Consider the following 24,563-nt stretch of genomic DNA (forward strand, 5'->3'; position numbering starts at 1 on the left):
CCTAGGCAGCCTTCGGCAGGACCCCGTCGCAGGCGATCGGCAGGTGCCGGGGGCCGCGCAGCACCGCGTTCTGACGATACGGCGGCGGGTCCTCCAGCAGCCGGGGGTTCACCAGCCGGCGGGCCAGCTCGCTCAGCGCCAGCTGCGCCTCCTGCCGGGCCAGCGGTGCCCCGAAGCAGCTGTGGATGCCGCTGCCGAGCCCGAGGTGCTGGATGTCCTTGCGGTCCGGGTCGAAGCGGTCCGGGTTCTCGAACCGCTTCGGGTCGCGGTTCCCGGAGGCCAGAACCAGCCACAGGGAGGCGCCCTTGGGGATGGCGACCCCCGCGACCTCGATGTCGGAGAGCGTGGTGCGCTGCGGCAGCAGCTGCACGGGCGGCTCGTAGCGCAGCAGCTCCTCCACGATCGGGACGGACAGGCCGGGCTCCTCGCGCAGCCGCTGCAGGACGTCCGGGTGACGCAGCAGGGTCAGCATGCCGTTGGTGATGAGGTTGACCGTGGTCTCGTGGCCCGCGATCAGCAGCAGTGCGGAGGTGCTCAGCGCCTCCATGGTGGTCATCGCCCCGTCCGGGCCGTCCGCGGTTGCCAGCTGGGACAGCATGTCGTCACCGGGGTTCTTGCGCCGCTCCTCGATCAGGCCGGCCAGGTACATGCCCAGCTCCATACGGGCGTCCGTGGTGCCCTTGCCGCGCTGGGCGGGATCCGCGTCCGGGTCGGGGTCCAGGCTGGCGGCGAGGGTCTCCGCCCAGACGTGGAAGCGCGGTTCGTCCTCGTGGGGCACCCCGAGCAGCCGGCAGATCACCGTGACCGGGAACGGGTACGCGAACTGGTCGACCAGGTCGACCCGGTCGAGGTCGCCGGAGGTGGCGATGCCGTCGATGAGCCCGTCGACCAGCCCGTGGAGCTCGTCGCGCATGTCATGCACCCGGTGCGGAGTGTGCGGCGGCCCGAACGGCCGGTTCGTCATGCGCCGCAGACGGTCGTGGTCCGGCGGGTCGAGCTTGAGGAAGGAGGGCGGCAGGGCCGCCCCCTCGTCGTCGGCGGACTCGCCCAGCGGATCGTCGCCGGTCGCCTTCAGGTTGCGCGAGTCGGAGCTGATCCGGGGATCGTGCAGCAGGCTGTGGATCTCGTAGTACGTGCTCACGACGTACGGGCCCGTCCCGTCGTGGGACACCGGGGTCTTGCGGAGCTCCTCGTACAGCGGGTACGGATTCGCCCGGTTCGCGTAGTCGATGATCTCCCGCAGGAGGGCTTGTGTCATGACGGGTCCTCGTGATCCTCGGGGGCGGTCGCGGCGCGGTCAGCGCCCGGGGGTGAAGGTCATCTTCCGGTCGGCCGGCGAGTAGCCGCTGAGGGTGATGGTCGGGCCGTGGGTCGGCACCGAGGGGTCGGGGAAGTCCGCCGGCACCGGCTTGTTCCCCTCCGGCCTGCGGTCCACCGTGGAGTACGGCGGCGGGAAGGGCGCGGTGCTCTCGATCTGGTGCTCGTAGAACGGCAGCCACCGGCAGTTGTCGAAGGTCACCGCTGCGATCACCCGCCCCTGGTAGCCGTAGACGGCCGCGAACCGGCGCTCGGACAGCGAGCCCTGCGTGACGATGATCTCGGTCCCCATCGGCGGCACCCCGACCGACTTGATGTTCACGCCGAACTGCGAGGACCAGAAGGCCGGCACCCACAGGTGGGGGCGGCGGTCCGCGCTCTCGCTGAGCATGTTGTGCGCGGCGGTGTCGGCCTGTGCGACGGCGTTGCCCCAGTGTTCCAGGGACAGGAACTGGTAGCCGAACAGGGCGTGCGGGGAGCGGGCCACGTCACCCGCCACGAAGATGTCGTCGGTGACGATGCCCCGGACGTCGAAGGCCCGGCAGCCCGCGTCGCAGGCGATGCCCCGGGGCCCGGCGCCCAGTCCGGAGCCGGCGAGCCACTCGGTGTTGCGCTGCGCGCCGAGGGAGACCACCACCACGTCGGCCTCCACGCTGGAGCCGTCGGAGAGATGGGCGGCGCGGACCCGGCCGGCCGGATCGCCCTCCAGGGCGGTGACCATGACGCCGGTGCGCAGGTCGACATCGTGCTCCCGGTGCATCTCGGCCGCGACCCGGCCGATCACTGCGCCGAGCGCGCCGACCAGCGGAGCCTCGCCCCGCTCGGCGACGGTCACGTTCAGGCCGCGTTCCCGGCAGGCGGAGGCGATCTCGGACCCGGTGAACCCGGCTCCGATGACGAGCACCCGGCGGGGACCGGCGGCGAGGGCGCGTTGCAGTCCTTCGCCGTCGTCGCGGGTGCGCAGTACGAAGACCCCTTCGAGCTCGGCCTCCTCCGGGTTGGGCCAGGGCCGGGCCCGGACGCCGGTGGCGATCAGCAGCCGGTCGTACTCGACCTCGTCGCCGTTGCCGAGCCGGACCGTGCGGGCGGCCATGTCCAGACCCGTCGCGGGGACCCCGAGGCGCCAGTCGGCGTCGATCGCCCGGCGGCGGGGGAGCGCCGTGTGGTCCGCCACCGCGTTGCCGAGGAGGACCTGCTTGGACAGCGGGGGCCGGTCGTACGGCTCGTAGGGTTCGTCGCCGATCATCGTGAGCGAACCGGTGAACCCCTTGTCGCGCATGGTCTCGGCGGCCCGCAGACCCGCGAGCGAAGCGCCGACGACGACGATGCGGCCTTCACGCTTGAGCTGCTCCAGGGATCCGTCGCGGGTGCGTTCACCGGTCACCGGGTGCCTCCGGAACCGGCCCCGGCAGCGGCGCCCTGGGACACCACGTCTGCCATGTCCTCGTCGGTGAGTTCGAGGAGGATCGCGCCGACGGGGCAGGCTGCCACGGCACGGACGACGTCCTCGCGCTGCTCGGCAGCCGCCTCCGGGTTGTAGAGGAGCGACTCGTCGCCGTGCATGGCGAAGACGTCGGGAGCGAGGAAAGCGCACTGGGCGTATCCCTGGCAGCGGTTGAGGTCGACGACAAGCCTCATGACGGATCTGCCTTTCCCTCGGCTGTTGATCCCCGTCGCCCCCCGGGTACCCCCGGTTCCTCCCCTGTCCACCAGCATGCACGCGCTGCCCGGAGGCCGCCTGCCGGAGCATGGACCGCCAGGTCAGGAGGGGTTCAGGGCGGGCCGGAGCGGTCCGTGGGCACCGCCCTGCGCCGGACACGCAGGATGTAGAGGCTGATCACCAGGGCCCAGACCGGGAACAGCAGCTCGGACCAGGGCACACCGGCGCCCACCACGATCAGGATCAGGCCTACGACGGTGCCCAGCGCGGCCAGCGGCCGGGGGAAGACGCCGAGCATCCGCCCGATCATCGAGGTCGCGAGGACGAAGACCGCGGCCATGCGCATGGCGTACGTCGCGAGCAGGGTGTAGGCGTAGTGGCGGCCGAAGCCGGAAGGGGTCTGCTCGTTCAGTACGGTGCCGGCCGCCGCGGCGGCCCCGAACAGGGTGGCCACGAAGACGAAGCCGCTGCCGAGGAACACGGTGGCGACGAACCGGTCCTCGGCGTCACCGGTGTGCGCGCGCAGGGCGCCCATGAACCAGAGGAAGAAGATCCCGGCGAAGGGCACGATCTGCAGGGCCAGCTGGACCGCCCACCGGCGGTCCTGGTCGATGGTCGCGTCGGCGGCCTCACCGGCCGGGACGGAGATCCGCATCAGGACGATCGCCGCACCGAGCAGCAGGGCGAAGGCGACTCCGGCCATACCGGCGGCGCGGGGTGTCTTCAGCCGATCGGTCGTGGGCTCCATGGGCCCCTCGCTCTCTCCCCCCGGTCCAGCAAGCGACAGCCGTCGCCGCGTCACCAGCGGGGGACGGCCGACCGGGTGAGGGAGCCGGGACGCCCCGGCCCGGCTCCGGCCGGCCGGACCGTCAGCCGACCGGCTCGGGTACCGGCGCGGGTGCCTCCTCCACCGCGCCCTCGTGCTTGCCGTACCAGGCGACGGCCACCGCGCCGGTCACCGCCATGACGAAACCGAGGACCGCCAGCCAGGCAAGGCCCGGGCGGGACGCGTCGCCCAGCCAGAGCACGCCGATCGCGCCGGGGAGCACCGTCTCGCCGACGACGAGGGCCGCGGTGGCTCCGTTGACCGAGCCGATCTGCAGGGCGACGGTGTGCAGGTACATACCGCCGAAGCCGGCCAGCAGGATGGCGTAGAGGGCCGGGTCGGTGAGCAGGGTGCCGAGGTCGAACGGGTCGACACCGTTCAGGATCCGCACGCCCACGCCGAGCGCGCCGAAGCCCAGACCGGACAGCAGACCCGCCAGGATCGCGGCCCCGCCGCCGAGGAGGCGGACGGCCACGGTGCCGCCGACCATGAGCAGCGCGGTGATCCCCAGCAGCCACCAGTGGGTGGACATCGGCGCGTGGTGGCCGCCCTCGTGGCCGGCCGCCGTCGCCAGCAGGACGAGCGCGGTGCAGACGACACCGATGGAGGCCCATTCCTTGCGGGTCAGCCTGATGCCGAGCATCTTCACACTCAGCACGGCCGTGATCACCAGGTTGGCACTGATGACCGTCTGGGAGAGGAAGAGGGGAAGGAGGCGGGCGGCCAGGGCGCCGAGCCCGAAGCCGACGAAGTCCAGGATCGTGCCGACGATGAACTCCCACGTCATCGCCGCCTTCGCGGTGGACGCCAGGTTGGGGCCGCCGTGGGCGGTCACCCCGGCCGCCGCCGGGGACATCCGGGCGGCGCGGCGCGATCCGACGGCTTGCAGCACGGATCCCGTGCCGTAGCAGATGGATGCCGCGACAGCGGTCAGCAGGCCTATGAGCACCGATGGGCTCCGTTCACGTCTGGCAGGTTTTGCGGTACCTCTGCCAGACGTGGGAATCGGCCCGGAAGTTGCCTCCGGAGGTCAGCTCATCGAAGCGAGGACGCCGGGGACCTCGTCCACCGAGTCGACGAGCGCGATCCGCGACTCCATCGCCCGGCCCCGGGCCAGCGCCGTGAGCAGGGGCCAGGCCGGGAGGTGCTCGGTCCAGTGGGTGCGGCCGACCAGGACCATCGGCGCCGGCCCGCCCCGGGATCCGTAGTAGTTGGGCGTCGCGTTGTCGAATATCTCCTGCACGGTGCCGGCCGCGCCCGGCAGGTACACCACGCCCGCGGTGGACCGGGCCAGGAGCCCGTCCTCCCGGGTGGCGTTGGCGAAGTACTTCGCGATGTGCGCGGCGAAGGCGTTCGGCGGTTCGTGACCGTAGAACCAGGTGGGGATGCCGACGGAGTCGCCGCCGCCGGGCCAGCGGTCCCGTACGGCGAAGGCCGCGCGCGCCCAGTCGGACACCGACGGCTCGAAGGACGGGGCCTTGGCCAGCAGTTCCAGAGCCTCGGCGAGGGCCTCGTCGGGGGCGGGCGCCAGGTAGGCGCCGAGGTTGGCGGCCTCCATCGCGCCGGGGCCGCCGCCTGTGGCCACGGTCAGCCCGGACCGGGTCAGGGCCCGGCCGAGTTCTGCCGCACCGCGGTAGTCCGCGCTGCCCCGGGACATGGCGTGGCCGCCCATCACGCCCACCACGCGGGCCGTGGCGAGGTGCTCGTCGAGGGCGTCGGAGATCGTGTCGTCGTGGACGGAGCGCAGCATCGAGGAGAAGACGTCGCGGTCGGCCGCGGTCTCCCGGAACCAGTCGTACGTCTCGGCGTCCGAGGTGGCCTCGTAGCCGCCGGGCAGCCCCTCGAAGAGCTCCTCCGGCGTGTAGAGCAGCCCCCGGTAGGGGTTGAAGGGCAGGTCGGGGACGGGCGGGAAGACCAGCGCGCCGTCCGCACGCACCTTCGCCGAGGCATCGGGCTCCATCGCGCAGCCCAGGAAGACGGCCGCCGAGGTGTCGGCGGCCAGCAGCGCGAAGGTCCGCTCCAGCAGGTTGACCGACTGGATCCGGTAGCCGCTGAGTGAGCCGCGTGCCACGACGTGGTCGAATTCGGCGAGCGTCTCGATCTCGATGTCTGCGTTGACCATTCGGCCCAGCCTAAGGGCTGGGCACCTCAGCGGGTCAGCGCCAGCGACGTCAGCTGTGCCACACCCCAGCTGAGCGGTACGCACACGGCCACGAGCGCGGTGGCCCGCAGACCCGCCGCCGTACGCAGGACCTTTGCGGGAGCGGCCAGATCGAGCATCGCCCCGCGGCCGGCGGCCCCGGTGCGGCGGCTCTCCACGGCGGATGTGAGAAGGGTCGCGGCGGCGCACAGCGCCACGAGGGCGGCGGCCGGCCAGGCCAGCGGACCGAGCGGTACGTGCAGCCCGCCCCGGTCGCGCAGGGCCAGGGCGGTCAGGGCCCCGGCGGCTACGGAGCACAGCACGCCCAGCGACGGCCCGATCCGGGAGGCCTGCGCCTGGAGGGACCGTCCGGCCAGCAGCCGCAGGGCGCCCGGGCGCACGGCCTGGACCAGGGTCCCGCAGGCGTAGGCCAGGCCCGGTCCGGCGAGGGCGAGCCCGACGGCGGTCAGCGTCCAGCCGGCGAGGACCCCGCCGCCCCGGCCGGCGTAGGCCTCGGTGGCGAGCCCGCAGGCGGTCAGCGAGATCCCCCAGGGCAGGGCGGTCTGCGGAGCCAGCGGTCGGTGCGGACGCAGCGCGAGGACGGTGGCGGCCGACGCGGTCAGCGGTACGAGCGCCAGCAGGGTCAGGGCGGCCGCCACGGGCAGCGGCTGCTCGGCGTGGAGCAGCCGGGCGCCGGAGCCGTCGAACGGCAGGCCGGAGAGGTCCCCGCGCAGGTGGAGGAAGACGGCCAGGGCCAGGGCGCTGCCCAGGGTGCAGGCGACGGCCGTGGAGATCGCGGCGACCAGGGCCAGGCGTACGGGTCCCAGCCCGGCGGCGTCCAGCCCCTCGCGGGGTCGGGTCGCGGGGTCGGCGCGGGCGACGGCGACGGCGAAGTGGACCGTCGCGGCCAGCGGGACCAGGGCCCACAGCAGGCGAGGGAACGATCCGGCGGGCCGGGCAACGGCTCCGGCGAGTACGTACAGCAGCAGGAACCCGGTCCCGGCCGAGGCGGCGGCGACGAGCAGCCGCCGCATCTGGACGAGGGGCCGGGAGCCGCGGCCTAGGCGGAGAGCGAGCACGCGGCCTGGCCCTCCGGGGTGTCGGGGAGCGGGGAGACGGCGCCGGTCCCCGCGAGCCGGCCGTCGACGAGGGTCAGGCGGCGGTCCGCGACGGCCGCGGAGTCCTCGTCGTCGGTGGCCAGCAGCACGGTGATCTCGTGCGAGCGGGCCGCGGTGGTCAGCGTCCGCAGCAGCAGGGCCCGGTCGGCCCGGTGCAGCGGGGCCGTGGGCTCGTCGGCGTAGATCACCGAGGGGACGGTGACCAGGGCCCGGGCCAGGGCCACGCGCTGGCACTCGGCGCGGGTCAGGGCCGCGGGGCGCTTGCGGGCGAAGGAGCCGATGTCGAGGCGGTCGAGCCACTCGCAGGCGGCGTGCTTGGCGGCGCGGTGGGAGGCGCCGGCGAGGAGCAGCGGCAGCGCGGCGTTCTCCCAGGCCTTCAGCTCGGGCAGCAGCTGCGGTTCGGGGCCGATCCAGCCGAAGCGGTCGCGGCGCAGCCGCTCGCGGGACAGGTCGCCCATGGTGTGCACGGGGACGCTGTTGAACCAGACCTCGCCCTCGGTGGGGCGCAGCTGCCCGGACAGGCAGCGGAGCAGGGTGGTCTTGCCGCTGCCGCGGGGCCCGGTCAGGGCCAGGATCTCGCCCTGGCGGACTCCGAGGGAGACGTCGACGAGGGCGGGGGCACCGTCGTGCGCGTAGTGAAGGGACCGCGCCCAGAGCACGTCGTTGTCCGGCGGGGCATTCTCCGGTGGGACCACCATGGCGTACACCTCCGTCCGAGGGAACGAAACGGAGCCCTTCCGGTCACTGGCGCCGCACTGAGATGTAAAGAGATGAACCGCTTGGATGCCGACAGCACACGGCCCGGACCCCCGCGTTCTCACTCGAACGGAGGATCCGGGCCGTGTGTTCGGACGATTGCAGCCGCGGACCGTTTACAGCCCGGTCACAGCTTGGTCCACGCCTCGGTGAGCACGGAGCGCAGGATGCCCTCGATCTCGTCGAAGGTGCCCTGGTCCGCGGTCAGCGGCGGCGCGAGCTGGATGACCGGGTCGCCGCGGTCGTCGGCCCGGCAGTACAGGCCGTTCTCGAAGAGCGCCTTGGAGAGGAAGCCGTAGAGCACGCGCTCGGTCTCCTCGTCCGTGAAGGACTCCTTGGTGACCTTGTCCTTGACGAGCTCGATGCCGTAGAAGTAGCCGTTTCCGCGGACGTCGCCGACGATCGGCAGGTCGTGGAGCTTCTGCAGCGTCTGGAGGAAGGCGCCCTCGTTGTCCAGCACGTGCTGGTTGAGGCCCTCCTTGTCGAAGATGTCGAGATTGGCGAGGGCCACCGCGGAGGACACGGGGTGTCCGCCGAAGGTGTAGCCGTGCAGGAAGGTGTTGTCGCCCTTGTAGAACGGCTCCGCGAGGCGGTCCGAGACGATGCAGGCGCCGATCGGGGAGTAGCCCGAGGTCATGCCCTTGGCGCAGGTGATCATGTCCGGCACGTAGCCGAACTTGTCACAGGCGAACATCGTGCCGAGGCGGCCGAAGGCGCAGATGGTCTCGTCGGAGACGAGGAGCACGTCGTACTCGTCGCAGATCTCGCGGACCCGCTGGAAGTAGCCGGGCGGCGGCGGGAAGCAGCCACCGGCGTTCTGCACGGGCTCCAGGAAGACGGCGGCGACGGTGTCGGCGCCCTCGAAGAGGATCTGCTGCTCGATCTGGTCGGCGCACCAGCGGCCGAAGGCCTCGGGGTCGTCGCCGTAGATCGGGGCGCGGTAGATGTTGGTGTTCGGCACCTTGTGCGCGCCGGGCACCAGCGGCTCGAAGGGAGCCTTGAGGGCCGGCAGGCCCGTGATGGACAGGGCGCCCTGCGGGGTGCCGTGGTAGGCGACCGCACGCGAGATGACCTTGTACTTCGTGGGCTTGCCCTGCAGCTTGTAGAACTGCTTGGCGAGCTTCCAGGCGGTCTCGACGGCCTCGCCGCCGCCGGTGGTGAAGAAGACCTTGTTCAGGTCGCCCGGGGCGTAGTTCGCCAGGCGCTCGGCGAGCTCCACCGCCATCGGGTGGGCGTAGGACCAGACGGGGAAGAAGGCCAGCTCCTGCGCCTGCTTGTAGGCGACCTCGGCCAGTTCCTTTCGGCCGTGACCGGCGTTGACCACGAACAGGCCGGCGAGACCGTCGAGGTAGCGCTTGCCCTTGTCGTCGAAGATGTACGTACCCTCACCGCGGACGATGGTGGGGACGGGGGAGTTCTCGTAGGACGACATGCGGGTGAAGTGCATCCACAAGTGGTCGTACGCGGTCTTGGAGAGGTCCTGGGTCACGGTTATCGGGTTCCCCACATGTAGGTCTGCTTCTTCAGCTTCAGGTAAACGAAGCTTTCGGTAGATCGCACGCCGGGGAGCGTGCGGATCTTCTTGTTGATCGTTTCCAGCAGGTGGTCGTCGTCCTCGCAGACGATTTCCACCATCAGGTCGAACGAGCCGGCGGTCATCACCACGTACTCGCACTCGGCCATCGCGGTCAGTGCGTCCGCCACCGGGTCGAGGTCTCCCTCGACGTTGATGCCGACCATGGCCTGACGGCGCAGGCCCACGGTGAGCGGGTCGGTGACGGCGACGATCTGCATGACGCCCTGGTCGAGCAGCTTCTGCACGCGTTGGCGCACAGCCGCCTCCGACAGGCCGACGGCCTTGCCGATCGATGCATAGGGACGGCGACCGTCCTCCTGCAGTTGCTCGATGATCGCCAGGGACACAGCATCGACCGAAGGGGACGGTTGTCTGTTCCTGGAATCTGCGCTTCGACTGACCACGAGCCCACTGTGCACGAGGAGTCGTCTGTTCCGCAAGACGGAATCGATGAAATCCGTTGTTTGGCGACTCGGATCGCACTGATTTCGTAGGTGGTGCCCTTCGGGCCTGTCGAAAGCCTCTGCCGAGGGGCTAGGCTTGGTATTCGTCTCAATCGTTGGACATGTGATCAGGAGTGTGGCTGTAGTGACCACCGAACTGCGTCGTCTGCGCAACTACATCGGCGGGGAGTTCAAGGACGCCGCCGACGGGCGCACCACCGAGGTGGTCAACCCGGCCACCGGCGAGGTGTACGCGACGGCCCCGCTCTCGGGCCAGGCCGATGTCGACGCCGCCATGGCCGCCGCCGCGGCCGCGTTCCCGGGCTGGCGCGACACCACCCCCGCCGAGCGCCAGAAGGCGCTGCTGAAGATCGCGGACGCCTTCGAGGCGCGTGCGGACGAGCTCGTCGCCGCGGAGTCGGAGAACACCGGCAAGCCGCTGGGCCTCACGGCCAGCGAGGAGCTGCCGCCGATGGTGGACCAGATCCGCTTCTTCGCGGGTGCGGCGCGTCTGCTCGAGGGCCGCTCGGCCGGTGAGTACATGGACGGGATGACCTCGATCATCCGCCGTGAGCCGGTCGGCGTCTGCGCCCAGGTCGCGCCGTGGAACTACCCGATGATGATGGCCGTGTGGAAGTTCGCTCCGGCCATCGCGGCGGGCAACACCGTCGTGCTCAAGCCCTCCGACACCACCCCGGCCTCCACCGTCCTGATGGCGGAGATCATCGACTCGGTCCTGCCCAAGGGCGTCTTCAACGTCGTCTGCGGCGACCGCGAGACCGGCAAGGCCATGGTCGAGCACTCGACCCCGGCGATGGCCTCCATCACCGGCTCCGTGCGCGCGGGCATGCAGGTCGCCGAGAGCGCCTCCAAGGACGTCAAGCGCGTCCACCTGGAGCTCGGCGGCAAGGCCCCGGTCGTCGTCTTCGAGGACGCCGACATCCCGAAGGCCGTCGAGGACATCGCGGTCGCCGGCTACTTCAACGCCGGCCAGGACTGCACCGCCGCCACCCGCGTGCTGGTGCACGAGTCGATCCACGACGAGTTCGTGGCCGCGCTCGCCAAGGCCGCCGCCGACACCAAGACCGGCGCACCGGACGACGAGGACGTGCTGTACGGCCCGCTGAACAACCCCAACCAGCTTCAGCAGGTCGCGGGCTTCATCGAGCGGCTTCCCGCCCACGCCAAGGTCGAGGCGGGCGGCCACCGGGTCGGCGAGAAGGGCTACTTCTACGCCCCGACCGTGGTCTCCGGCCTCAAGCAGGACGACGAGATCATCCAGAACGAGGTCTTCGGCCCCGTCATCACCGTCCAGTCCTTCACGGACGAGTCCCAGGCCCTGGAGTACGCCAACGGCGTCGAGTTCGCCCTCGCCTCCTCCGTCTGGACCAAGGACCACGGCCGCGCGATGCGCATGTCCAAGAACCTCGACTTCGGCTGCGTGTGGATCAACACCCACATCCCGCTCGTCGCCGAGATGCCCCACGGCGGCTTCAAGAAGTCCGGCTACGGCAAGGACCTCTCCGCCTACGGCTTCGAGGACTACACGCGCATCAAGCACGTGATGACCTCGCTCGACGGCTGATCGGCCGCATCGATCACAGCAGGGCCCTGAAGGGGCGGGCAGTAGACAACATGTCTATTGCCCGTCCCTTCCGCGTTCGCCGAGGCTGTGGCCATGCCTCAACTCGCCTTCTCCCGCCGTGCCGTGCTCGCCGGACTCGGTGCCGCGGGCCTGTCGGCCGCCCTCGCCGGATGCGGCGTTCCCCCCGCCTTCGTTCCCGAGGAGGGGCGGGTGGGCCCCGACCGCTCGGACCGTGACCGCACCGTCGCCTTCTCCAACTGGCCGCTCTACATCGACACCGACGAGGAGGACGAGGAGCGCCGCCCGACCCTGGAGGCCTTCTCCGGGCGGACCGGCATCGAGGTCCGCTACACCGAGGAGATCAACGACAACGACGAGTTCTTCGGCAAGGTCGGCCCGGCGCTGATGAACCGCCAGGAGACCGGCCACGACCTGGTCGTGGTCAGCGACTGGATGGCCGCCCGCTTCGTCCGTCTGGGCTGGGCGCAGAAGATGGACCGCTCCGCGCAGCCCAACGTCGCCGGTCACCTCGACCCGCAGCTGCGTTCCCCCGCCTTCGACGAGGGCCGGCTGCACACCGTGCCCTGGCAGTCCGGTATCACGGGCATCGCCTACAACCGCAGGGCTCTGGGCCGGGAGATCAGGTCCGTCCGGGACCTGTGGCACCCAGGTCTGGCGGGCAGGGTCACGCTCTTCTCCGGGCTCGACGAATCCTTCGCCCTGCTGATGCAGGGCAACGGGGTCGACGTCACGCGCTGGACCGAATCCGACTTCCACCGGGTGTGCGACCACGTGGAGAGCCTGGTGCGGAAGAAGCACATCCGCCGCTTCACCGGCAACGACTACACCTCCGATCTCAGCAAGGGCGACGTCCTCGCCTGCCAGGCCTACTCCGGGGACGCCATCCAACTGCAGGCCGACAACCCGGACATCGAGTTCGTGGTCCCCGAGGAAGGGGGCGAACTGTGGGCCGAGAGCCTGCTCGTCCCCAACCTGGCCCGGCACAAGGCCAATGCCGAGGCCCTCGTCGACCACTACTACGACCCGGAGGTGGCCGCGCAGCTCGCCGCCTCCGTCAACTACGTCTGTCCTGTCCCCGCCGCCCGGGAGGTCCTGGCGGGCTCCGAGGACAAGGAGACCGCCGAACTCGCCGAGAATCCGCTGATATTCCCCGACGACGGCATGCGGCGGCGGCTCGCCGTGGCCCGGGACATCTCCTCGGCCGAGCGGCGCTCCCTCGCCAGGCGGTGGAACGCCATCGTCGGCCTCTGATCACAGTCCGGACACGGAACTGAACGCGTTCAATCTATTGGCTGAACGTGTTCAGAAATCGGAGTAGGCTTCCTTCCATGAGCGAGAGAAGCGCCCTTGAGCGGCGGATCCGTGCCTGGTTGATCCTCTTCGTCGTATGCCTGGTCCTCAGCGGCCTCACGGCCTTCCCGCTGGTCAGCGAGCTCCGCTGGGCCAACGCCCTGATCGACAACATATGGCTGCGGCGCGTGGGCGACGGGCTGGACCGGGCCGATGCCGAATACCCCTTCCTCCTCTACGGAACCGACTGGCTCGCCTTCGCCCACCTCGTGATCGCCGTCTTCTTCTACGGCGTCTACCGCGACCCCGTCCGCAACATCTGGATCATCGAAGCCGGCATGATCGCCTGCGCCGGAGTGATCCCCCTGGCACTGATCTGCGGCCCCATCCGCGGCATCCCCTTCTGGTGGAGCGTCATCGACATCTCGTTCGGCGTCTTCGGGGTGATCCCCCTGCTGATCCTGCGCCGCATGATCAAGCGGCTGGAGACCGAGGCGGCCGCTACGTCGTGAAGGCCGCCATGACGATGCCGAGGGCCACCCGGTTCATGTCCTGGCCCTTGGCATCCGTCGCGTTCACCGAGTAGACGAGGGTGCGCGAGAGGTCCCGGGTCGCCCCGATCGCGGTGTTGTAGCCGTGCCGCCCACCCGTCTTGCCCCAGGCCACCGTGCCGTCCGGCAGGACCAGCCTGGACAGGCCCGCCGTCATCACCGCAGGCTTGCCGCTCACCCGGTCCCGCACGTCCGGCACCGTGAACATCTCCTCCAGCCGGTCCTTCGGCACCACCCGGCCACCGAAGAGGGCCACCGTGAACCGCTCCAGGTCCGCGGTCGTCGAGATGATGTCGCCCGCCGCCCACCGGTCCGACGAGTTCCACTCGGTGACGTCACGCAGCTCGCGCGAGCCGTCCGCCTGCGGTATCGCCTGGTACCCCCGGTTGTGCGGGCCATGAATCCTCGTCCCGTTCCGCCCCGGGAACGATGTCCCGTGCAGCCCCAGCGGCTTCAGGATCTGCGCGCCGACGGCCTCCTCGTACCGCATGCCCGTCACCTTCTCGATCAGCACTCCGAGCACCGTGTAGTTGATGTTCAGGTAGTGCTGTGCGGTGCCGGGCACGAACTCCCGCTCCTTCGCGACCGCGTCGGCGATCTGCTCATGCGGATCGGTCACGTCGAACCGGTGCTCCCACTGCGCCTCGAAGGAGTCACCGGGACCGCCGGCCGCCGGAATGCCGCTGGTGTGATTCAGTAACTGCCGCACCGTGACCGCCCCGTAGCGGGCGGGGACGGTCCCGGGCAGATGGCGCCGGACCGGCCCGTCGAGATCCAGCCGGCCCTCCGCAGCAAGTTGCAGGACGACCGCCGCAGTGAACGTCTTGGTCACCGATCCCGCCCGGAACCGGCCCCGCTCGACGGCATCGCGCCCCGTGCGGATGTCCGCCACCCCCGAACTGCCCTGCCAGCGGCCGGCCGTGCCGCCCACCCGGACCAGCGCGGCCGTCGCGTCCCGGTGCTGCGGACCGAGCCCGGCGATCGCCGCCTCCAGCGCCGCCGCGTTCGGCGGTGTCGAAACCGACGGTGCCATCCACTCCGAAGAGACGGAGCCCGGCGGCGACGCCGCGTGGGCGACGGCCGGTCCCGAAGCGATCCCGACGACCAGCGCCGCGGCGACCAGTGTGCGCATCCTTGCGTTCATGACGTGTGCTCCCCCTGTGATCACCCGGGGACCTCCGCCCCGATGACCTCAATGCTCCTGCTCACAGGGGTGGTTGCGGATCACCAATGAGAGGGGTCTTCACCGGTACGACAACTCACCGGTGCGAGGGAGGCGACACGCCGTCCCCTCACTCCCCGGAGGGAGTGCCCGCCGCGATCAGACCCGTCTCGTACGCGCAGATCACCGCCTGGATCCGGTCCCGCAACCCCAGCTTGGCCAGCACGTTCCCCACATGCGACTTCACCGTGTGCCCGCTCACCACCAGCGCCGCCGCGATCTCCGCGTTCGACAGCCTCCGCCCCAGGTGCAGCAGCGTCTCCCGCTCCCGCGCGGTCAGCACCTCCAGCCGCTCCGCGGGAAGCGCGGGCGTCCGTACCGTCGCCGCCGTGTACTCCTCGATCAGCCGGCGCGCCACCGAGGGCGCCAGCAGGGACTCGCCCGCAGCCACCACCCGTACCGCGTGCACCAGGTCGTCCCGCCGCACGTCCTTCAGCAGGAACCCGCTCGCCCCCGCGTGCAGCGCCTCGTACACGTACTCGTCCGAGTCGAAGGTCGTCAGCATCACCGTCCGGCACGTACCGCCCGCCGAGATCGCCCGGCACGCCTCGATCCCGTCCAGCACCGGCATCCGGACGTCCAGCAGCGCCACGTCCGGGACCAGCCGCTCCACGGCCGCGACCGCCGCCGCACCGTCCCCGGCTTCCGCCACCACCTCGATGTCCTCCTGGGCATCGAGGATCATCGCGAACCCGCTGCGCACCAGCTCCTGGTCGTCGGCCACCACCACACGGATCGTCAACTCCCCACCTCCAGCGGCGAGGTTACAAGCACCGCCCGCACCTCGAACCCGGAGCCGTCGCGCCGCGGACCGCACCGTGCCGTCCCGCCGTGGGCGGCCGCCCGCTCCCTGATCCCGATCAGCCCGTGCCCGCCGCCGCTCCCGCCGCCACTTCCGTCACCGCCCGCCGGTCCCCGCCCGTCGTCCGTCACGGTGATCTCCAGCTCCCCGCCCCCGTGGTGCAGCCGTACGCCCACCCGCCGGGCCCGCGCGTGCTTCACCACGTTCGTCAGCGCCTCCTGCACGATGCGGTACGCGGCGGTGTCCACCGCCGGCGGCAGCCCCCCGACCTCGCCCGTCTCCTCGTACGTGATCTCCGGCCCGCCCCGCCGCACCCGTTCCAGCAGGGCCGGCAGCTCGGCCACCCCGGGCTGCGGCTCGCGCGGCGCCGGGCCGTCCGCCTCGCGGAGCACCCCCAGCATCGTGCGCAGCTGCGCCATCGCCTCCCGGCCGGTGTCCGAGATCGCCTCGAAGGCCGCCTCGGCCCGCTCCAGCTGCTCCGCCCGGTCCTCGACGGCCGCGGTGTAGGCCTGCCGGGTGAACTGCAGCCGGCCCAGCGCGTAGGCGGCGCCCGCGCAGAACAGGGTGAAGGACAGCTCCCTGGCCGTGCCCGTCCCCAGCCCCACGGACGCGGCGACGGCCACCACCAATCCCGCGCCGACCACGGCCCGCACCCGGCCGGGACACTGCAGCGCGACCGTGTAGAAGGCCATCAGCCCGGCGTAGGGCAGCGGCTGGCCCGGCCCGTCCATCGCCACCTTGTACACGCCGCCGATCAGCAGGATCGCCACCAGGACCAGCACGGGCCGGCGCCGGCGCCACACCAGCGGCAGCACTCCCAGCGTGGTGACCGCGTACGAGGCCCAGGTCACCGGGGGCAGGCCGGATTCCCGCGGCAGCACGAACGGCATCGTGACGGCCAGCTGCACCAGCACGGTCAGCCCCAGGTCCACGACCCACGGACGGGCCCCGCGCAGCCGCCGGACCGGACGGCCCAGCGCGGGTATCACCGGCGGAACTCGGCCCGTACGGCCGTCAGCGCGTCCACCCGGTTCGTGGTGATCGCGTCGACCCCGGCTGCCATGAGCCCCTTCATCGTCCGCCTGGTGTCGGCGGTCCACGCCGACACCAGCAGGCCGTCCCGGTGCAGCGCGTCCACCAGCTCCCGGCTCACCAGCCCGAAGCGGTAGTTGAGCCAGCGGGGCGCCACCGCGTCGATCAGGACTCGCCGGGGCGGTGACAGCGTGGTCCAGGTCAGCGCGATCTCCGCGCCGGGATCGGCCGCGCGGAGTGCCAGCATCGAGCCCGGTCCCGCACAGTAGAACGTGCGCTCACGGGCGCCGCACTCCCGGACCAGGCCCACGACGGTGCCGACCGCCTCCGGCGTGGCACCCGGCAGGTCGAGCATCAGCCGGCCGTCCCCGGCCTCCATCAGCGCGTCCCGCAACGTCGGAACGGCGCCGTGCGTCAGCTCCTTCAGCTGTGCGGCCGAAATCTCGTCGAGCCGCACGTCGTGGTCCCACAGCCGCTGCAGCGACTCGTCGTGGAGGAGGACCGGCACCCCGTCACGGGTCAGCCGCACGTCGACCTCGACCGCGTCCGCCCCGCGGGCGAAGGCGGAGCGGATCGAGGGCAGGGTGTTCTCACGGACACGGTAGGGATCGCCGCGGTGGCCGACGGCTGTCAGGGTGCGCATGCCCCCATTCTCGGGGGGACTTCAGCGCGCGAGCCATTGCTCGGTGTACGTGTCGATCTCCGCGTTGAGCTTCGCCTTGCCGTCCGGATCCAGGAAGGAGGCCTCGACGGCGTTCTTCGCGAGCTGCGCGAGCCCGCGCTCGTCGAGGCCGAGGAGGCGGGCGGCCACCGCGTACTCGTTGTTGAGGTCGGAGCCGAACATCGGCGGGTCGTCGCTGTTGATGGTGACGAGCACGCCTGCCGCGACCATCTCCTTGACCGGGTGCCGGTCGAGGTCGGTCACCGCGCGGGTGGCGATGTTCGAGGTCGGGCAGACCTCCAGCGCGATGCGGTGCTCGGCGAGGTACGCGAGCAGCTCCGGGTCCTGGACGGAGCTCGTGCCGTGGCCGATGCGCTCGGCGCCCAGCTCGCGGATGGCGTCCCAGACGGTCTCCGGACCCGTGGTCTCGCCCGCGTGCGGGACACTGCGCAGGCCGGCGGCCCGGGCGGCGTCGAAGTACGGCTTGAACTGCGGGCGCGGGACGCCGATCTCGGGTCCGCCCAGGCCGAAGGAGACCAGGCCCTCGGGGCGCAGGTCCACGGCGAGCCGCGCGGTCTCGGCGGCGGCCTCCAGACCGGCCTCGCCGGGAATGTCGAAGCACCAGCGCAGGATGACGCCGAGTTCCTGCTCGGCGGCCTTGCGGGCGTCCTCGATGGCCTCCATGAAGGCCTTCTCGTCGATGCCGCGGCGGGTGGAGGAGTAGGGCGTGATGGTCAGCTCGGCGTAGCGGATGTTCTGCCGGGCCATGTCACGGGCGACCTCGAAGGTCAGCAGCCGTACGTCCTCGGGGGTGCGGACGAGGTCGACGACCGACAGATAGACCTCGATGAAGTGGGCGAAGTCCGTGAAGGTGAAGTAGTCGGCGAGGGCCTCGGCGTCCGTGGGGACCTTGGAGTCGGGGTGCCGGGCCGCGAGCTCGGCCACGATGCGCGGGGAGGCGGAGCCGACGTGGTGGACGTGGAGTTCGGCCTTGGGCAGCCCCGCGATGAAGGGATGCAGGTCGGTCATGGGGGTGCCTCCGGATGACGGGGTGCGGGCGGGTCGCCCTCATCGTAGGCACGGCCGTGACTGTCGGTGGCAGCGCTTAGCATGGCTGTACGAGAGGGGGGCTCCGTATGACCGACAGCAGTTCCGAGCCGCGGGACCCGTGGGCGCCGCCGGAGCGGCCGGCGGTGGACCTGGGCAAAACGCGGGGGGCGACGCGCGGCACGCCGGGCGTGTCGGGTCCGGCGTCCGTGCACGACCAGCCGACGCTCGCCGGGATGCCGGGCGACCAGGCGACTCCCGCCGCCCCGACAGGGCCCGCGCCGGGCACCGCCACTCCCGTGTCGCCCGCGCCCGTACCCGGACCGGCCTCTGCGGCGTACGGCTATCCGACGGCGCAGCCCGGCTACGGGTATCCGGGCGATGCCGGATACCCCGGATACCCCGGATACCCCGGGTACCCCGCCCAGCAGGGGTACCCGTTCCCCGGCGCGTATCCGCCGTACGGGCGCCGGCCCAGCAACGGCTTCGGCGTCACCTCGCTCGTCCTCGGCATCCTCGCCGTGGTCGGCTGCGTCACCAGCTTCATAGCGGTCGCCCTCGGGATCGGCGCCGTCGTCTTCGGCGCCCTGGGGAAGGGCAAGGCCAACCGCGGCGAGGCCGACAACGGCGGGGCGGCCCTGGCCGGCATCATCCTGGGCGCGATCGGCATCGCGCTGGGCCTGCTGATGCTGGTCGCCATGTTCGCCGCCCCGTTCCTCGACGACGACGGGGACGACCGCCCGCGCCACGAGAGCCCGTATTCGGACTCACGGCTTCACGAACGGGTCTGAAGCCACGGCCAGTCGGCGTTCCGGCCGGCCTCGATCAGCGACACCATCCGGAACGCCGCGTCCGTGAGCCCGCCGAAGGTGTGCCGGTTCGCGGTACCGGAGGGCGCGTGCCCCACCCGGTAGCCGGCCAGGTTCCAGGTGTACACGGGCACCTCGGACGGTACGAGCTCCGCCGGATCCCCGCTGTAGCCGTAGGACGCGGCCTGCTCGTCCGTCACGATCAGCACCCGGTCGTGGTCCCGGTAGTGCTTCTTCACGGCCTGGGCCGTGTAGGTGCCCCCGAGGTCCCCGAACCGTTCGAGCACCTTCAGCACGGACTCGCCCCGGGTACAGGGGACCGCCTCGCTGGTCGTGCCGAACTGCACGAGGTCGGCCCGCTCCGCCCGCAGTGCCAGCGCCGCCCCGAAGACGGCCGCGGCATCGGCCCGGTTGAGCCGGGAACGGTCCGACAGCGGGGACCACATCGAACCGGAGCGGTCGACGAGCACCAGCGTGCGGCCGGGCAGCGCCGGTACGTTCGCCAGCGAGTGGCCGAGCGCCTGCTCCAGCGGGTACGCCCAGCGCAGCGAGGGCGCGTGCCGGTACGCGGCCAGGTAGCGGAAGGGGAACTGCCGGGACCGGGCGACGACCTCCGGGTCGGATATCTTCGCCGCGACCTGCGCGGCCACCGCGTCCGAGACCCCGGCCTCGTCGAAGTTGCGCAGGTTGCGCAGCAGCGCCATCGCCCCCATGGACGGGATGACCGCCTCCCAGGCGGCCGCGTCCAGCGGCCCCTGCAGCCAGCCGGCCAGCGCCTCCCAGGTCATGCCCGCCGCGGCGAGCCGCTCCGCGCCGTCCGGGGCGAGCACCACACCGCGCCGCTCGGAGACCGGCAGCTCCATCAGCGCCCGGTGCGCCGCGAGGGTGCGGTTGCCCGCGGGGACCTGCGCGCTCTGCGGGTTGTGCCTGCGGTCCAGGGCGTAGCGGAACAGCTCGCCCTGCCAGGGCCTGTCCGGGTCGGGGGAGGCGTGCACGAGGTTGAGGACATCACCGAAGCGGTAGGCCCTGGAGTCGGTGTCGTACTTCAGCAGCGAGGCGGCGGAGTAGAGCCGGCGCACGGCGTCGGCGATCCCGCGCTTGACGGGCTTGGGCACGTTCCGCCCGTATGTGGCCGTCCAGTAGGCCAGCAGCTCACCGGGCTCGTCCGCGCGCCGCAGCACGGAGTCCACGACCCGGCGGTTCGACGGGCCGTCGGTGTCGGTCGCGGTGTCCGTGGCGCCCGCGTCGAGCCTGGCCTTCACGTACTCCGCGGCGCCGACGAGGGAGGCGGTGCGCATGTTCGCGTCCTGGCGCAGCCAGCCCAGCAGGCCGGCCGTCCATGCCGGATCCTCGACCGCGAGGGTGCGCACGAGCGCGGCGAAGCGGTCGTCGCGCGCCTCGCCGCTCTCGTAGGCGGTGCGCTGCGTCACGAAGTTGGCGACGGCCAGCAGGAACAGCTCGGAGCGCGGATCGCGCAGGTGGCCCGGGCCGCCCTCGGCGGTGCGGGCGCTTGCAGTGGAGCGCACCGGCGAAGTGGGCGCGGCGGGCGCGGGCTTGACGAGCGCGCGCAGGTTGAAGCGAGCCATGAGAATCCCCCCGAATTCGATGGAAGCGGGGGAGGCGTTGCGTGGGGGATGTCCGAGATCGGGAGTCGGCGGCGGACTTGTGTCAGCTGCTCTGAGCTTCTGAGCTACCGGCCTGAGCCGGGCGGGACTTGAACCCGCGACCCGCTGATGGGAAGAAGTAACCGTCGCCTTCGCACCGGGCATCCTCCACGCGCCTCCCGAGATCAAGGTGGCGGCGGCCTGGGTTTCTCTGCAAAAGAAGGAGCCGCAGCCTGCGCACCGGGAGGTGCGTGACAAAAGGTGTCCAGAGAACAAGGCCGGCGAAACCACATGGTGCTCTACCGACTGAGCTACACCGGCCTGAAGCCGGTGACGGGACTCGAACCCGCGGCCACCCGATCTGGAGTCGAAGTAGGTCTCGCCTTCGCACCTGGACGAGGAACACGTTAGGCGGCGCCCTTCCGGCTCCGCCAGCCAATTACGCCCGGCCCGGACCGTCCCCGCCGTCAGCGGCCTCGCCGCCTTCGCGCAGCCGCTCCCGGGCCTCCATCAGGGCGAAACCCAGCAGGTTCAGCCCGCGCCAGCGCGCCGGGTCCAGGGCGCGCTCGTCGTCGGCCGCCAGTCCGATGCCCCAGATCCGGTCCATCGGGCTCGCCTCCACCAGCACCCGCTCCCCGGTGCCCAGCAGGTAGGACCGCAGCGCCGGGTCCGAGCCGAACTTGTGCACGCTGCCCTCCACGACCAGGGCGAAGCGCTCCCGCTCCCATGTCGCGTTGTCGAAGCCGCGCACGAGCCGGCCGACCTTCTTCGCCTCGGCCGGGCTCTTCGCCGCCACTGCGGCGCGCTCGGCCTCGGGGTCCGCGAACAGCCGGGCCTTCCCGGCCATCATCCAGTGCTCGGCCGTCGCATAACGGACGTCACCGACAGTGAAGGCGGAGGGCCACCACTGGCTCAGGCAGCTCGGCCCGAGCCTGCCGTCGGGCTGCGGCCGGTGCCCCCAGAACGGCAGGTACTTCACCCGCTCACCGCGGCTGACCTGCTTGATCAGGTCGTCGATCATCTCCATGCACGCGAGTCTGACACCCGCCACTGACACTTCGTACGGGATTTTCGGCGTGCCTCGACACATGGTCGACCGATTCCGTCGCGTAATCAAAAGGCAACAACGGAATCACTTGGCCGAGGGCATCACCTCTGTCAGGATCGGCACTCAATTCGAGCTGTAACTCGAACTGTAGCTACGGAGAGCGTGAGAGCGTGATGGGCAACCGCTTCCAGGTCAAGGACCGCTTCGCAGAGGGCGCGCAGTACATCGACGGGCAACTCCGGGCCGGAACCTCCGGACGGTCACACGCCGTGGTCGACCCGGCCACCGGCGAGGAGGTCCTGACCTACGAGCTCGCGGGCACCGCGGACGTCGACGAGGCCGTCGCGGCCGCCCGGCGCGCCTTCCCCGCCTGGTCCGGTGCCACCCCCGGGGAGCGTTCGGACGCCCTGCACCGGCTGGCCGCCGTACTGGCCGAGCAGGCCGAGGACTTCGCGTACGCCGAATCCCTCCAGTGCGGCAAGCCGATCAAGCTGTCCACGGAGTTCGACGTACCGGGCACCATCGACAACACCGCCTTCTTCGCGGGCGCCGCCCGGCACCTCCAGGGGCAGGCCGCCGCGGAGTACTCGGGCGACCACACCTCGTACGTGCGCCGCGAGGCCATCGGGGTCGTCGGCTCCATCGCCCCCTGGAACTACCCGCTGCAGATGGCCGCCTGGAAGATCCTCCCGGCGATCGCGGCGGGCAACACCATCGTGCTCAAGCCCGCCGAGCTCACCCCGCTGACCTCCCTGATGTTCGCGCAGGCGGCCAAGGAGGCGGGCCTGCCCGACGGTGTGATCAACATCGTCACCGGTGCCGGCCGTGACGCCGGAGAGCACCTGGTGGGCCACCCCGACGTGGTGATGACCTCCTTCACCGGCTCCACCGCCGTCGGCAAGCGGGTCGCGGAGATCGCCACCGCCACCGTGAAGCGCCTGCACCTGGAGCTCGGCGGCAAGGCCCCCTTCCTCGTCTTCGACGACGCCGACCTGGAGGCCGCCGCGCACGGCGCCGTCGCCGCCTCCCTGATCAACACCGGCCAGGACTGCACCGCCGCGACCCGCGCCTACGTACAGCGGCCCCTGCACGACGCCTTCGTCGCCCGGGTCGCCGAGCTGATGGAGACCGTCCGCCTGGGCGACCCCTTCGCCCCCGGCACCGACCTCGGCCCACTGGTCTCGCACGCCCAGCGCGACCGCGTCGCCGGCTTCGTCGAGCGCGCCCGCGGCTACGCCACCGTCGTCACCGGCGGCGCGATCCCGGGCGGCGAGCTCGCCGACGGGGCGTACTACCGGCCCACCCTCATCACCGGGGCCGCCCAGGACAGCGAGGTGGTCCAGTCGGAGATCTTCGGCCCCGTCCTCGTGGTGCTGCCCTTCGACAGCGACGACGAGGGCATCGCGCTGGCCAACGACACCCCGTACGGGCTCGCCGCCTCCGCCTGGAGCCGCGGCCTCTACCGGGCGAACCGTGCCACCCGTGAGATCAAGGCGGGCTGCGTGTGGGTCAACGACCACATCCCGATCATCAGCGAGATGCCCCACGGGGGCTACAAGGCCAGCGGCTTCGGAAAGGACATGTCCGCCTACTCCTTCGAGGAGTACACGCAGATCAAGCACGTGATGTACGACAACACCGCGGTGGCCGCGAAGGACTGGCACCGCACGATCTTCGGGGACAGATAGCCGATCACCGCCTGACCAGCGGCACACCTCCCGAAAGGCCACAGCGCATGGAGCAGTTCGAGCCCGACCGCCTCTCCGCGGCGCAACTCGCCGCGATGCGGCGCAGCCTCACCAGCGGGCGCGGCGCCCTCACCCGCCGCTCGCTGCTGCGCGCCTCCGGAGTCGGAGCGCTCACCCTCGGAGGCCTGTCCACCCTCGCCGGGTGCGGCATCCCTCCCGCCAAGCGGGAGGGCGGCACGGCCGCGGCCTCCGACGACCACTCGGACCGGGAGAAGGAGATCAACTTCTCCAACTGGACCGAGTACATGGACACCAGTGAGGACGAGAAGTCCCGGCCCACGCTGGAGGAGTTCACCAAGCGGACCGGAATCAAGGTCGAGTACACCGAGGACATCAACGACAACGTCGAGTTCTTCGGCAAGGTCAAACCGCAGCTGGCGGCCGGCCAGGACACCGGCCGCGACCTGATCGTCGTCACCGACTGGCTCGCCGCGCGCATCATCCGCCTGGGCTGGGCCCAGAAGCTCGACCCCGCGCACCTGCCGCACGCCTACGCCAACCTCTCCCCGCAGTTCCGCAGCCCCGACTGGGACCCGGGCCGCGCGTACAGCTACCCCTGGACCGGCATATCCACCGTCATCGCCTACAACGAGAAGGCGACGGAGGGCAGGAAGGTCGACTCCGTCACCCAGATGCTCGACGACCCCTCTCTCAAGGGCCGGGTCGGCTTCCTGACGGAGATGCGCGACAGCGTCGGCATGACCATGCTCGACCAGGGCAAGAACCCCGCCTCCTTCACGGACGCGGACTTCGACGAGGCGATCGGCCGGCTCCAGAAGGGTGTGGACAAGAACCAGATCCGGCGCTTCACGGGCAACGACTACACCTCGGACCTCGACAAGGGCGACCTCGCCGCCTGCCTCGCCTGGGCGGGCGACGTCATCCAGCTCCAGGCCGACAACCCGGACATCAAGTTCGCCATCCCCGCAGCCGGCTACATCACCTCCAGCGACAACCTGCTGGTGCCCGCCAAGGCGCGGCACAAGGCCAACGCGGAACGGCTCATCGACTACTACTACGAGCTCCCGGTCGCCGCGCAGCTCGCCGCCTACATCAGCTACGTCTGCCCCGTCGAGGGCGTGGGCGAAGAGCTCGCGAAGATCGATCCCGAGCTCGCGGAGAACACCCTGATCGTCCCGGACAAGGCGATGACCGCCAAGTCCCACGCCTTCCGCTCCCTCAGCAGCGAGGAGGAGACGGCGTACGAGGAGAAGTTCGCCAAGCTCATCGGAGCCTGACGCCGGCCCGGTGCGCCGGCGGCCGCCCCGCGGCGGCCTTCCCCCTTGACCTCTTCGCCCACCCAACCC

23 protein-coding genes are annotated in these 24,563 nt (G+C 71.3%); 6 read left to right on the forward strand and 17 right to left on the reverse strand.

The annotated features are described in order from the left end of the window. Window position 1: 1 nt before the first annotated feature. The 10 genes from AAT21_RS10180 to AAT21_RS10225 form a co-directional block, all read right to left on the reverse strand. Window positions 2-1,258 (reverse strand): cytochrome P450, encoded by a 1,257-nt coding sequence (locus tag AAT21_RS10180; RefSeq protein ID WP_046776335.1) that lies wholly within the window; start codon window positions 1,256-1,258, stop codon window positions 2-4. Window positions 1,259-1,297: 39 nt separating this feature from the next. Continuing rightward, complete coding sequence (locus AAT21_RS10185; RefSeq protein ID WP_046776336.1) at window positions 1,298-2,701, reverse strand: NAD(P)/FAD-dependent oxidoreductase; 1,404 nt, start codon at window positions 2,699-2,701, stop codon at window positions 1,298-1,300. Continuing rightward, complete coding sequence (locus tag AAT21_RS10190) at window positions 2,698-2,955, reverse strand: ferredoxin (protein WP_046776337.1); 258 nt, start codon at window positions 2,953-2,955, stop codon at window positions 2,698-2,700. The genes AAT21_RS10185 and AAT21_RS10190 overlap by 4 nt, the downstream gene beginning before the upstream one ends. Window positions 2,956-3,089: 134 nt before the next feature. After that, window positions 3,090-3,725 (reverse strand): hypothetical protein, encoded by a 636-nt coding sequence (locus AAT21_RS10195; RefSeq protein WP_046776338.1) that lies wholly within the window; start codon window positions 3,723-3,725, stop codon window positions 3,090-3,092. A gap of 121 nt (window positions 3,726-3,846) precedes the next feature. Next, the gene (locus tag AAT21_RS10200) at window positions 3,847-4,752 is read right to left on the reverse strand and encodes a DMT family protein (RefSeq protein ID WP_046776339.1); all 906 of its coding nucleotides are present in this window, start codon (window positions 4,750-4,752) and stop codon (window positions 3,847-3,849) included. An 81-nt stretch (window positions 4,753-4,833) separates the two neighbouring features. Beyond that, the gene (locus tag AAT21_RS10205) at window positions 4,834-5,925 is read right to left on the reverse strand and encodes an LOG family protein (RefSeq protein WP_046776340.1); all 1,092 of its coding nucleotides are present in this window, start codon (window positions 5,923-5,925) and stop codon (window positions 4,834-4,836) included. A gap of 26 nt (window positions 5,926-5,951) precedes the next feature. Continuing rightward, window positions 5,952-7,022 (reverse strand): hypothetical protein, encoded by a 1,071-nt coding sequence (locus AAT21_RS10210; RefSeq protein ID WP_046776341.1) that lies wholly within the window; start codon window positions 7,020-7,022, stop codon window positions 5,952-5,954. After that, entirely contained in the window at window positions 7,004-7,759 is a 756-nt protein-coding gene (locus tag AAT21_RS10215; RefSeq protein WP_046776342.1) for an ABC transporter ATP-binding protein, read from the reverse strand. Before AAT21_RS10215 ends, AAT21_RS10210 begins: the two co-directional genes overlap by 19 nt. Window positions 7,760-7,944: 185 nt before the next feature. Then, complete coding sequence (locus AAT21_RS10220) at window positions 7,945-9,324, reverse strand: aspartate aminotransferase family protein (protein WP_200904364.1); 1,380 nt, start codon at window positions 9,322-9,324, stop codon at window positions 7,945-7,947. Then, entirely contained in the window at window positions 9,309-9,812 is a 504-nt protein-coding gene (locus tag AAT21_RS10225) for an Lrp/AsnC family transcriptional regulator (protein ID WP_030651035.1), read from the reverse strand. Before AAT21_RS10225 ends, AAT21_RS10220 begins: the two co-directional genes overlap by 16 nt. 169 nt (window positions 9,813-9,981) lie before the next feature. Between AAT21_RS10225 and AAT21_RS10230 the strand changes: the two genes are divergently transcribed. The 3 genes from AAT21_RS10230 (at window position 9,982) to AAT21_RS10240 (ending at window position 13,244) form a co-directional block, all read left to right on the forward strand. Next, complete coding sequence (locus AAT21_RS10230; protein ID WP_046776344.1) at window positions 9,982-11,421, forward strand: gamma-aminobutyraldehyde dehydrogenase; 1,440 nt, start codon at window positions 9,982-9,984, stop codon at window positions 11,419-11,421. Window positions 11,422-11,514: 93 nt separating this feature from the next. After that, entirely contained in the window at window positions 11,515-12,693 is a 1,179-nt protein-coding gene (locus AAT21_RS10235; RefSeq protein WP_046776345.1) for a polyamine ABC transporter substrate-binding protein, read from the forward strand. Between the two features lie 77 nt (window positions 12,694-12,770). Further along, complete coding sequence (locus AAT21_RS10240; RefSeq protein ID WP_046776346.1) at window positions 12,771-13,244, forward strand: hypothetical protein; 474 nt, start codon at window positions 12,771-12,773, stop codon at window positions 13,242-13,244. Here the strand turns inward: AAT21_RS10240 and AAT21_RS10245 are convergent. The 5 genes from AAT21_RS10245 to AAT21_RS10265 form a co-directional block, all read right to left on the reverse strand. Next, a complete protein-coding gene (locus tag AAT21_RS10245) occupies window positions 13,234-14,427 on the reverse strand; it encodes a serine hydrolase domain-containing protein (protein WP_046776347.1) in 1,194 nt (397 codons plus the stop codon). The two genes, AAT21_RS10240 and AAT21_RS10245, sit on opposite strands and share 11 nt — an antisense overlap. 148 nt (window positions 14,428-14,575) lie before the next feature. Beyond that, entirely contained in the window at window positions 14,576-15,247 is a 672-nt protein-coding gene (locus tag AAT21_RS10250; RefSeq protein WP_046776348.1) for a response regulator, read from the reverse strand. Next, window positions 15,244-16,296: a sensor histidine kinase gene (locus tag AAT21_RS10255; RefSeq protein WP_046776349.1), complete on the reverse strand. Its 1,053-nt coding sequence runs from the start codon at window positions 16,294-16,296 to the stop codon at window positions 15,244-15,246. Before AAT21_RS10255 ends, AAT21_RS10250 begins: the two co-directional genes overlap by 4 nt. Continuing rightward, window positions 16,293-16,982: a glycerophosphodiester phosphodiesterase gene (locus tag AAT21_RS10260; RefSeq protein ID WP_046776350.1), complete on the reverse strand. Its 690-nt coding sequence runs from the start codon at window positions 16,980-16,982 to the stop codon at window positions 16,293-16,295. The genes AAT21_RS10255 and AAT21_RS10260 overlap by 4 nt, the downstream gene beginning before the upstream one ends. Window positions 16,983-17,003: 21 nt before the next feature. After that, window positions 17,004-18,029 (reverse strand): adenosine deaminase, encoded by a 1,026-nt coding sequence (locus AAT21_RS10265; RefSeq protein WP_046776351.1) that lies wholly within the window; start codon window positions 18,027-18,029, stop codon window positions 17,004-17,006. 107 nt (window positions 18,030-18,136) lie between these two features. Here AAT21_RS10265 and AAT21_RS39815 point away from each other — a divergent pair, with 107 nt between their 5' ends. Further along, window positions 18,137-18,838, forward strand: a complete 702-nt coding sequence (locus tag AAT21_RS39815) for a DUF4190 domain-containing protein (protein WP_046776352.1) — start codon at window positions 18,137-18,139, stop codon at window positions 18,836-18,838. Here the strand turns inward: AAT21_RS39815 and AAT21_RS10275 are convergent. Both AAT21_RS10275 and AAT21_RS10280 read right to left on the reverse strand, forming a co-directional pair. Further along, window positions 18,823-20,442: a TROVE domain-containing protein gene (locus AAT21_RS10275; RefSeq protein ID WP_046776353.1), complete on the reverse strand. Its 1,620-nt coding sequence runs from the start codon at window positions 20,440-20,442 to the stop codon at window positions 18,823-18,825. The genes AAT21_RS39815 and AAT21_RS10275 overlap by 16 nt on opposite strands. A 457-nt stretch (window positions 20,443-20,899) precedes the next feature. Continuing rightward, the gene (locus AAT21_RS10280) at window positions 20,900-21,487 is read right to left on the reverse strand and encodes an NADAR family protein (RefSeq protein ID WP_046776354.1); all 588 of its coding nucleotides are present in this window, start codon (window positions 21,485-21,487) and stop codon (window positions 20,900-20,902) included. A 194-nt stretch (window positions 21,488-21,681) separates the two neighbouring features. On the opposite strand from AAT21_RS10280, the gene AAT21_RS10285 reads away from it, so the two are divergent. Then, window positions 21,682-23,196, forward strand: coding sequence for a gamma-aminobutyraldehyde dehydrogenase (locus AAT21_RS10285; RefSeq protein WP_046776355.1), 1,515 nt, complete (start codon window positions 21,682-21,684; stop codon window positions 23,194-23,196). A 47-nt stretch (window positions 23,197-23,243) separates the two neighbouring features. Next, complete coding sequence (locus tag AAT21_RS10290; protein ID WP_046776356.1) at window positions 23,244-24,494, forward strand: polyamine ABC transporter substrate-binding protein; 1,251 nt, start codon at window positions 23,244-23,246, stop codon at window positions 24,492-24,494. Window positions 24,495-24,563: the final 69 nt, after the last annotated feature.

Source organism: Streptomyces yangpuensis (assembly GCF_001005295.1).
In the GTDB taxonomy this organism is placed as follows: Bacteria; Actinomycetota; Actinomycetes; order Streptomycetales; family Streptomycetaceae; genus Streptomyces; species Streptomyces yangpuensis.

What these genes read in the sequence shown, in the direction of transcription:
- AAT21_RS10180 (WP_046776335.1), bottom strand. Translation starts at nt 1,258, where the DNA reads ATGACACAAGCCCTCCTGCGGGAGATCATCGACTACGCGAACCGGGCG.
- AAT21_RS10190 (WP_046776337.1), bottom strand. Translation starts at nt 2,955, where the DNA reads ATGAGGCTTGTCGTCGACCTCAACCGCTGCCAGGGATACGCCCAGTGC.
- AAT21_RS10195 (WP_046776338.1), bottom strand. Translation starts at nt 3,725, where the DNA reads ATGGAGCCCACGACCGATCGGCTGAAGACACCCCGCGCCGCCGGTATG.
- AAT21_RS10205 (WP_046776340.1), bottom strand. Translation starts at nt 5,925, where the DNA reads ATGGTCAACGCAGACATCGAGATCGAGACGCTCGCCGAATTCGACCAC.
- AAT21_RS10215 (WP_046776342.1), bottom strand. Translation starts at nt 7,759, where the DNA reads ATGGTGGTCCCACCGGAGAATGCCCCGCCGGACAACGACGTGCTCTGG.
- AAT21_RS10235 (WP_046776345.1), top strand. Translation starts at nt 11,515, where the DNA reads ATGCCTCAACTCGCCTTCTCCCGCCGTGCCGTGCTCGCCGGACTCGGT.
- AAT21_RS10240 (WP_046776346.1), top strand. Translation starts at nt 12,771, where the DNA reads ATGAGCGAGAGAAGCGCCCTTGAGCGGCGGATCCGTGCCTGGTTGATC.
- AAT21_RS10245 (WP_046776347.1), bottom strand. Translation starts at nt 14,427, where the DNA reads ATGAACGCAAGGATGCGCACACTGGTCGCCGCGGCGCTGGTCGTCGGG.
- AAT21_RS10260 (WP_046776350.1), bottom strand. Translation starts at nt 16,982, where the DNA reads ATGCGCACCCTGACAGCCGTCGGCCACCGCGGCGATCCCTACCGTGTC.
- AAT21_RS10265 (WP_046776351.1), bottom strand. Translation starts at nt 18,029, where the DNA reads ATGACCGACCTGCATCCCTTCATCGCGGGGCTGCCCAAGGCCGAACTC.
- AAT21_RS39815 (WP_046776352.1), top strand. Translation starts at nt 18,137, where the DNA reads ATGACCGACAGCAGTTCCGAGCCGCGGGACCCGTGGGCGCCGCCGGAG.
- AAT21_RS10275 (WP_046776353.1), bottom strand. Translation starts at nt 20,442, where the DNA reads ATGGCTCGCTTCAACCTGCGCGCGCTCGTCAAGCCCGCGCCCGCCGCG.
- AAT21_RS10280 (WP_046776354.1), bottom strand. Translation starts at nt 21,487, where the DNA reads ATGGAGATGATCGACGACCTGATCAAGCAGGTCAGCCGCGGTGAGCGG.
- AAT21_RS10285 (WP_046776355.1), top strand. Translation starts at nt 21,682, where the DNA reads ATGGGCAACCGCTTCCAGGTCAAGGACCGCTTCGCAGAGGGCGCGCAG.
- AAT21_RS10290 (WP_046776356.1), top strand. Translation starts at nt 23,244, where the DNA reads ATGGAGCAGTTCGAGCCCGACCGCCTCTCCGCGGCGCAACTCGCCGCG.